We start from the raw sequence: 7,933 nt of genomic DNA, 5'->3' as shown, positions 1-7,933 counted from the left end.
TCAACGCTTCAGCGGAACCCAAAACGATTCAGGGTTGCGGCGAAATGCTTTAGCTAGACCGTAAAGCCGGGCGCGAGGCGAAGCCCGCCGACCTCGATCCCCCGCCAGTTCTTCATCGGATCATTGAGCAAGCGACCAACCACCGGATGCGCGGCGTCCAGCACACCCAGATGCACCAGCAGCGCCGTGATCGCGGCCTCCGAGGCGCGGGTGCCGCCATCCTCGATCTTGACCGCAACGCCAAGTTTCCGTTCCGGGACAATGGCCACATAGACCGCCTCGGCCCCGGTCTTGACGGCAACGCGACCGCCGGTCGCGCGCATCAGCTCGGTGCAGGCGCGGCCCTCGCCGGCGACCAGATCGGGATGGGCGCGCATCGCATCGACCAGCCGCGCCATGCCGCGCCCGCGCGCATCATCGGCGGGGTTGGCGAAAGCCGCCATCGTGCGGGCCAGCCCGGTAATCGAGCCGGCGAAGTTCGGGGCCGAACAGCCGTCGATACCGACGCCCGCGATCTCCTCGCCCGAAACCTCGGCGGTGGCCTGCCGGATCGCCTTTTGCAGCGGATGGTCGATCTCGACATATTCGGGGCCGGCCTTGGCGTGCCGGGTCCAGGTCAGGAAGCCCGCATGTTTGCCCGAGCAATTGTTGTGCAACTGGCTCGGCGCATGATCCGAACAACTCAGCCGCTTCGCCTCGGCCTTGTCCCAGGGCCGGTGGCAGCCGCAGCGCAGATCGCCCTCGCCCAGCCCCATGCCGTCCAGCCAATGACCGACCTTCCCGACATGCAGCGCCGCCCCGTTATGAGAGGCGCAGGCCAGCGCCAGCTGTTCCAGCCCCAGACCCGCCGCATCGGCGGCACCCGATTCCAGCAGCGGCAGCGCCTGCACCATCTTGCAGGACGAGCGCGGATAGATGATCGCCGCCGGATCGCCCCAGGCCCCGACGATATCGGTGCCGTCATGGATCACCGCATGGCCGCGATGGACCCCTTCCTGCAACTCGCCGCGCCACAATTCGATCAGTTCTGCCGATGGCATGATTCTGCTTCCCCTCAATTTCCTGACAAATGCGCGATTTCCTGCCAATTGGGGTTTTTTCGCGCCCTTGTTTGGCGTTATCTTGACGTGGATAAGTAACACAGGCCACAGGCATCGTTAAGAAAGCTAAAGGCAGGAGGCAGAACATGATCACCAATACGCTGCGCGGCGCGGCCGCGATCCTTGCAGTCACCGCCAGTCTCTCCGGCGCGGGACTGGCGCAGGAATCCACCAATGTCGTCGCCACGGAAGGCGACTGGACGGTATTCGCGGGCAGCAACCCCAAGGAATGCTGGGCCGTATCGCCGCCCAAATCGACGGTCAACAGCAAGGACGGCCAGCCGGTCGAGGTCCAGCGCGGCGCGATCCGGCTTTACGTCGCCTATCGCCCCGGCGCAGCCGGCGAGGTCAGCTTTACCGGCGGCTATCCGTTCAAGCCCGGCTCGACCGTGGCGGTGGATATCGGCGGGAACAAGTTCGACCTGTTCACCGAGGGCGAGAATGCCTGGACCGGCTCTTCCTCGGAAGATGCCAAGCTGATCGCGGCCTTGCGCGCAGGCTCCAGCGCGACTCTGACGGCCATGTCCTCGCGCGGGACCAAGACCGTCGACACGTTCAGCCTGTCGGGCATTACCGCCGCAACCAACGCGGCCAAGTCGAACTGCCAGTAACGCTTGGGCGGTGCGGCCCCCGGTCCGCATCGCATCGGATTGTTCGGCATGACAACAGGCCCCGCTTGATCGGCGGGGCTTTTTTCACTATGTCTGCTGCCTTCCCAAGGATTCTGCCGCCATGACCGCCCCGATCACGCAAGACGTGCTGACCATTCCGCGCAAGCTGCCCGAAAGCGCGCGCATCAATATCGTGGGCCTCACCCGCGAGCAGCTGCGCGAGGCGCTGATCGCGGCCGGCACGCCTGAACGCCAGGCGAAGATGCGCGTCGGTCAGATCTGGCAGTGGATCTATCACTGGGGTCTGCGCGATTTCGCGCAGATGACCAATCTCGCCAAGGATTACCGCGCGCTTCTGGCCGAAAAATTCGAGATCGGCCTGCCCGAGGTGGTGACGCGGCAGATTTCTGAGGACGGGACCCGCAAATATCTGCTGCGCATCGCCGGCGGCCACGAGGTCGAGGCCGTCTATATCCCCGAGGAAAATCGCGGCACCCTGTGTGTCAGCAGTCAGGTCGGCTGCACGCTGACCTGTTCCTTCTGCCATACCGGCACCCAGAAGCTGGTCCGCAATCTGACGCCGGGCGAGATCGTGGGCCAGGTCATGCTGGTGCGCGACGACCTGGGCGAATGGCCCGAACCCGGCACCCCCAAGGACGAGACCCGGCTGGTCAGCAATGTCGTGCTGATGGGCATGGGCGAGCCGCTCTATAATTTCGACGCCGTGCGCGACGCGATGAAGGTGGTGATGGACAATGAGGGCCTCAGCCTCAGCCGCCGCCGCATCACGCTTTCGACCAGCGGCGTCGTGCCCGAGATCGCCAAGACCGCCGAGGAGATAGGCTGTCAGCTGGCGATCAGCTTCCACGCCACCACCGACGAGGTGCGCGACAGGCTGGTGCCGATCAACAAGAAATGGAACATCGCCACGCTGCTGGATGCGCTGCGCGACTATCCGCGGTTGTCGAACTCGGAACGCATCACCTTCGAATATGTGATGCTCGACGGTGTGAACGACAGCGACGAGGATGCCCGCCGGCTGGTGAAGCTGATCCGTGGCATCCCGGCCAAGATCAACCTGATCCCCTTCAACGAATGGCCGGGCGCGCCCTACAAGCGTTCCAGCTGGGAGCGGATCGAGAAATTCGCCGACATCGTCTACAAGGCCGGCTATGCCAGCCCCATCCGCACCCCGCGCGGCGAGGATATCATGGCTGCCTGCGGTCAGTTGAAATCGGCGACCGAGCGTGGCCGGAAGTCGAAGGCAGAGGTCGAGGCGGAAGCGCGGGCCTGAAGCGGGTCAGCCGGGGATGCGTCAGTCCAGGAACGGGATCGGCAGGCCGAAGGTCTCGGCCAGCAGAACGAAGTTCAGGCCCAGCACCGCGCAGGATGCCACGATGGCAAGGATGCTGAGCAGCGGGCCGATGGCGAAGCTGCCCATCACCTCGCGCCGGCCCGAGAAGTACAGCAGCGCCAGCATCGGCACCGGCAAGGCGATGGACAGGATCACCTGAGAGATCACCAGCGCCTGCGTCGCGTTCACGCCAAGCGCCACCACGGCAAAGGCAGGGATCATGGTCACCAGCCGGCGCAGCCAGATCGGCACCCGGATATGCAGGAAGCCCTGCATGATCATCTGCCCCGCCATCGTCCCCACGACCGAACTGGAAATGCCCGAGGCGATCAGCGAGGTCAGGAAGATCCCGGCGGCGGCGGCCCCCAGAAGTGGCGTGAGGGTGTGATAGGCGGTCTCGATTTCGGCAACGTCGGAATGGCCCTGATGAAAGGCGCTTGCGGCCATCATCACCATGGCCATGTTGACCAGCCCGGCAACGGCGAGGGCCAGCACCACCTCGATATTCGAGAAGCGCAGCAGCTTGCGGCGATCCTGGTCGTCGCGCGGCTGGGCGCGCGACTGCATCAGGCCGGAATGCAGATAGATGGCATGTGGCATGACCGTGGCGCCGATGATGCCCACCGCGATGGTCAGCGCGAAGCTGTCCGGCAAGGCCGGCGTCATCAGGCCAACCCCAGCAGCCGCCCAATCGACCGGTGCGATCAGCACTTCGGCCAGATAGCACAGGCCGATCACCCCGACGAGCGCGCCGATAATCAGCTCCATCGGGCGGAAACCGCGCGATTCGAAGATGAGAATGCCATAGGTCACGATCGCGGTAATCGCCATGCCGACGATCAGCGGCAGGTTGAACAGCAAGGACAGGCCGATGGCGCCGCCCAGAAACTCGGCCAGGTCGGTGGCCATGGCCGCGACCTCGCTGACGGCCCACATCACCCAGACCAGCGGCCGGGGCAGGTTGTCGCGCGACATCTCGGCCAGGTTCTTTCCGGTCACGATCCCCAGCCGCGCCGACAGCGCCTGAAACAGCATCGCGATCAGATTGGCCAGCAGCACCACCCAGAGCAGCGCATAACCGTATCGCGCCCCGGCCTGGATATTCGTCGCGTAATTGCCCGGATCCATATAGGCGACCGAGGCGATGATCGCCGGCCCCGCGAAAAACAGCCGGCTGCGCCAGCCCCGCGCCTCGCCCCGCAGGACGGAAGCGATGCCTTGTTGCGTGCGGAGCGAGGAGTTTGACATTCGGTGCGGCTCATTCATAGCAATGAGATACATAAATAGCTTGTGCTATACTTTTCGCAAGTGGCAAAGTTTCATCTTGCCGCGGCATGTAAAAATTCCCTGTGGAATGTCTCTTTGCATCGGCTATGATTGGCGACGCACCACGACGAAAGGTTGCAATGACCGACTCTGCCAACCGCTTCGCCCGCGCCCGAGAGAAGCAAGCCGCTGCGCTGCTTGAGGATTATGTCGAACTGATCGGCGATCTCATCGCCGAATTCGGCGAGGCCCGCGTCGCCGACATCGCCGAGCGCATGGGCGTGGCCCAACCCACCGCGACAAAATCCATCGCCCGATTGAAGCGCGAGGGGCTGGCGACCTCGCGCCCCTATCGCGGGGTATTCCTGACCGATGCCGGCGCCGCCATGGCCGACCGTGTCCGTGCACGCCACCGGACAGTGGTGGAATTCCTAATTCGGATCGGGGTGCCGGAACACGTGGCGGAACTGGATGCCGAAGGAATCGAACATCACGTCTCGGAAGTGACGCTGCGCCGACTGGCAGGCTTCCTGCGGTCCTGACGCCGGGGGCGATCAGGGCAATCAGGCGGCTTTGGGTCAGAACCCCGCGAATTCTTCGGCGGTCAGATAGGATTTTTGCGTCCCGCGACGGGTGATCGAACTGGCCGCATAGCGCGCCGCCCGATGCAGCGCGGCCGACGCCCCCATGCCTTCGGCCAGGTAATGGGCGAAACTGCCGATGAAGGCGTCGCCGGCGCCGGTGGTATCGACGGGGGTAACCTTCACCGGGGTGATTTCTTCCACGCTGTCTGTCGTCACCAGCCGCGCACCGCGCCCGCCAAGCGTCACGACCACCTGCCCGATGCCCTGCGCGATCAGGTGACGGGCGGCGGTAATGATGTCGTCGTCGGTCTCGGTCGGCATGCCGGTCAGGGTCGCAAGCTCGGTCTCGTTCGGGCAGAAGAAGGACAGGCCGGCCAGCCGCGACACGTCCAGATCTGGCGAGGCCGGGGCCGGGTTCAGGATTGTGGTGATCCCTTTCGACGCGGCCCAGGCGATGGTGTGGTAATTCGCCTCCTGCGGGATTTCGAGCTGCATCAGGATCGCATCGCATTCGGCCAGCGCAGGCGCGGCCTCATCCACCATGGCCGGCGACAGCGCGGCATTGGCGCCCTTGATGATCAGGATCGAATTCTCGCCCGAAGGCTCGACGAAGATCGGTGCCACACCCGAGGATCTGTTGGCGATCACATGGACATGGCCGGTGTCGATGCCGTTATCCTGAAAGTTGCGGATCTGCTGCTGGCCGAACATGTCGTCGCCGATGCAGGTCACCACCGTGACCGATGATCCCAGCCGCGCCGCCGCCACCGCCTGATTGGCACCTTTGCCGCCGAAACCCTGGGCGAAGTCCGTCGCCTCGATGGTTTCGCCGGGAACCGGCATCCGGTCGGTGTAGGTCACCAGGTCGATCATGTTCGACCCGACAACCCCGATACGCCCCTTGCTCATTCCTTGCCCCCCCTTTGCAGGACCACGCGCCCGCTTTTTCCTGTGTGACACAGGACAGGCGCGATGAAAACGCGGCGCAGGCGATAGGCAGACCGGGCAGCCGGAGCCCAGACGAAAACGGCCCGCCCCGAAGGGCAGGCCGCGCATTTTCGTGCCGATGATCCGGTCGCCTCAGACGGCGGCCCTCAGCGCCTCGGCCCGGCCGGTATCTTCCCAGGTGAAGCCGCGATGGGTCTTGCCGGCATAGGTGATATCGACCGGGGCCTTGCCGAAATGGCCATAGGTCGAGGTCGGCCGATAGATCGGGTGCAGCAGGTCCAACTCGCGGATGATGGCGAAGGGGCGCAGGTCGAAGACCTCGCGCACGGCGGCCACGATCTTTTCTGCCGGGACGGTCTCGGTGCCGAAGCAGTTGATCGAGATCGAGGTGGGTTCGGCCACGCCGATCGCATAGCTGACCTGGATCTCGCAACGCTTGGCGAGGCCCGCCGCAACGATGTTCTTGGCCACCCAGCGGCCCGCATAGGCAGCCGAGCGGTCGACCTTCGAGGGGTCCTTGCCGGAGAACGCACCGCCGCCGTGACGGGCCATGCCGCCATAGCTGTCGACGATGATCTTGCGCCCGGTCAGCCCGCAGTCACCCACCGGGCCGCCAATGACGAACTTGCCGGTCGGGTTGATGAAGTACTTGGTGTCGGCGGACAGCCATTCTGCCGGCAGCACCGGCTTGATGATTTCCTCGATCACCGCCTCGCGCAGCTCGTTCAGCCCGATTTCCGGGCTGTGCTGGGTCGAAAGCACCACCGCATCGACCGCGATCGGCTGGCCATCGTCGTTATAGCGGAAGGTCACCTGCGATTTCGCGTCCGGGCGCAGCCAGGGCAGCATCCCGTTGCGGCGCACCTGCGACTGACGTTCCACCAGCCGGTGGGCATAGGTGATCGGCGCCGGCATCAGCACATCGGTTTCATCCGAGGCATAGCCGAACATCAGGCCCTGATCGCCGGCACCCTGCGCCTCAAGGCTTTCACGGTCAACACCCTGATTGATCTCGGGCGACTGCTTGCCGATGATATTGATGACCGAGCAGGTCGAGCCGTCGAAGCCGACATCGGACGAGGTATAGCCGATATCGTTGATGACATCGCGGACGATGGATTCCAGATCGACCCAGGCCGAGGTGGTGATCTCGCCCGAGATGATGGCGACGCCGGTCTTGACCATGGTCTCGCAGGCGACGCGGGCGCGCGGATCCTCGGCGATGATGGCGTCCAGCACCGCGTCGGAAATCTGATCGGCGATCTTGTCGGGATGGCCCTCGGTCACCGATTCCGAGGTGAAGATGTTATACTCGCTCATGGCTCAATACCGATAATGATCCGATTTGAAGGGGCCGTCCTGCGGCACGCCGATGTAATCGGCCTGTTCCGATGACAGTTTCGTCAGCTTCGCACCCACCTTGTCGAGATGCAGCATCGCCACCTTCTCATCCAGATGCTTGGGCAGGATATAGACGCCGGGGGCATATTCGTCACCCTTGGTGAACAGCTCGATCTGGGCCAGCACCTGATTGGTGAAGCTGGCCGACATGACAAAGCTCGGGTGGCCGGTGGCATTGCCGAGGTTCAGCAGGCGGCCCTGGCTCAGCAGGATGATGCGGTTGCCCGAGGGCATCTCGATCATGTCCACCTGATCCTTGATATTGGTCCATTTGTGGTTCTTCAGCGCCGCGACCTGAATTTCGTTATCGAAATGGCCGATATTGCCGACGATGGCCATGTTCTTCATCTGGCGCATATGCTCCAGCCGGATCACGTCCTTGTTGCCGGTCGTGGTCACGAAGATATCGGCGCTGCCGACGACATCTTCCAGCGTCACCACCTCGAACCCGTCCATGGCGGCCTGAAGCGCGCAGATCGGATCGACCTCGGTCACCTTCACCCGGGCCCCGGCCCCGGCCAGCGAGGCTGCCGAGCCCTTGCCGACATCGCCGTAACCGCAGACCACGGCGACCTTGCCGGCCATCATCACGTCGGTGGCGCGGCGAATGCCGTCGACCAGCGATTCCTTGCAGCCGTATTTGTTGTCGAATTTCGACTTGGTGACCGA

8 protein-coding genes are annotated in these 7,933 nt (G+C 64.0%); 3 read left to right on the top strand and 5 right to left on the bottom strand.

The features are described 5' to 3' along the window. Positions 1 to 53: 53 nt before the first annotated feature. Positions 54 to 1,040 (bottom strand): asparaginase, encoded by a 987-nt coding sequence (locus Q0330_RS09130; protein WP_299477664.1) that lies wholly within the window; start codon positions 1,038 to 1,040, stop codon positions 54 to 56. Between the two features lie 146 nt (positions 1,041 to 1,186). Here Q0330_RS09130 and Q0330_RS09125 point away from each other — a divergent pair, with 146 nt between their 5' ends. Both Q0330_RS09125 and rlmN read left to right on the top strand, forming a co-directional pair. After that, on the top strand, positions 1,187 to 1,711 hold the full coding sequence (locus Q0330_RS09125) for an invasion associated locus B family protein (RefSeq protein ID WP_299477662.1): 525 nt from the start codon (positions 1,187 to 1,189) through the stop codon (positions 1,709 to 1,711). A 121-nt stretch (positions 1,712 to 1,832) separates the two neighbouring features. Then, the gene (gene rlmN, locus Q0330_RS09120) at positions 1,833 to 3,005 is read left to right on the top strand and encodes a 23S rRNA (adenine(2503)-C(2))-methyltransferase RlmN (protein ID WP_299477659.1); all 1,173 of its coding nucleotides are present in this window, start codon (positions 1,833 to 1,835) and stop codon (positions 3,003 to 3,005) included. Between the two features lie 21 nt (positions 3,006 to 3,026). Here rlmN and Q0330_RS09115 read toward each other — a convergent pair whose 3' ends face one another. After that, a complete protein-coding gene (locus Q0330_RS09115; protein ID WP_299477656.1) occupies positions 3,027 to 4,313 on the bottom strand; it encodes an Nramp family divalent metal transporter in 1,287 nt (428 codons plus the stop codon). Positions 4,314 to 4,471: 158 nt separating this feature from the next. Between Q0330_RS09115 and mntR the strand changes: the two genes are divergently transcribed. After that, complete coding sequence (mntR, locus tag Q0330_RS09110) at positions 4,472 to 4,873, top strand: manganese-binding transcriptional regulator MntR (protein WP_299477653.1); 402 nt, start codon at positions 4,472 to 4,474, stop codon at positions 4,871 to 4,873. 36 nt (positions 4,874 to 4,909) lie between these two features. Here the strand turns inward: mntR and rbsK are convergent, their stop codons facing one another. From rbsK to Q0330_RS09095, 3 genes are all read right to left on the bottom strand, one after another. Beyond that, positions 4,910 to 5,824: a ribokinase gene (rbsK, locus tag Q0330_RS09105; RefSeq protein ID WP_299477650.1), complete on the bottom strand. Its 915-nt coding sequence runs from the start codon at positions 5,822 to 5,824 to the stop codon at positions 4,910 to 4,912. Positions 5,825 to 5,995: 171 nt separating this feature from the next. Beyond that, positions 5,996 to 7,183, bottom strand: coding sequence for a methionine adenosyltransferase (metK, locus tag Q0330_RS09100; protein WP_299477647.1), 1,188 nt, complete (start codon positions 7,181 to 7,183; stop codon positions 5,996 to 5,998). A 3-nt stretch (positions 7,184 to 7,186) separates the two neighbouring features. Next, positions 7,187 to 7,933, bottom strand: a 747-nt coding sequence (locus Q0330_RS09095; RefSeq protein ID WP_299477644.1) for an adenosylhomocysteinase, incomplete at its 5' end; no start/stop codon positions are given.

The sequence above is a fragment of the uncultured Paracoccus sp. genome, assembly GCF_937873615.1.
Taxonomy (GTDB): Bacteria; Pseudomonadota; Alphaproteobacteria; order Rhodobacterales; family Rhodobacteraceae; genus Paracoccus.
The sequence above is the reverse complement of the archived record's forward strand: the minus strand, read 5'-3'. Positions and strand labels throughout refer to the sequence as shown.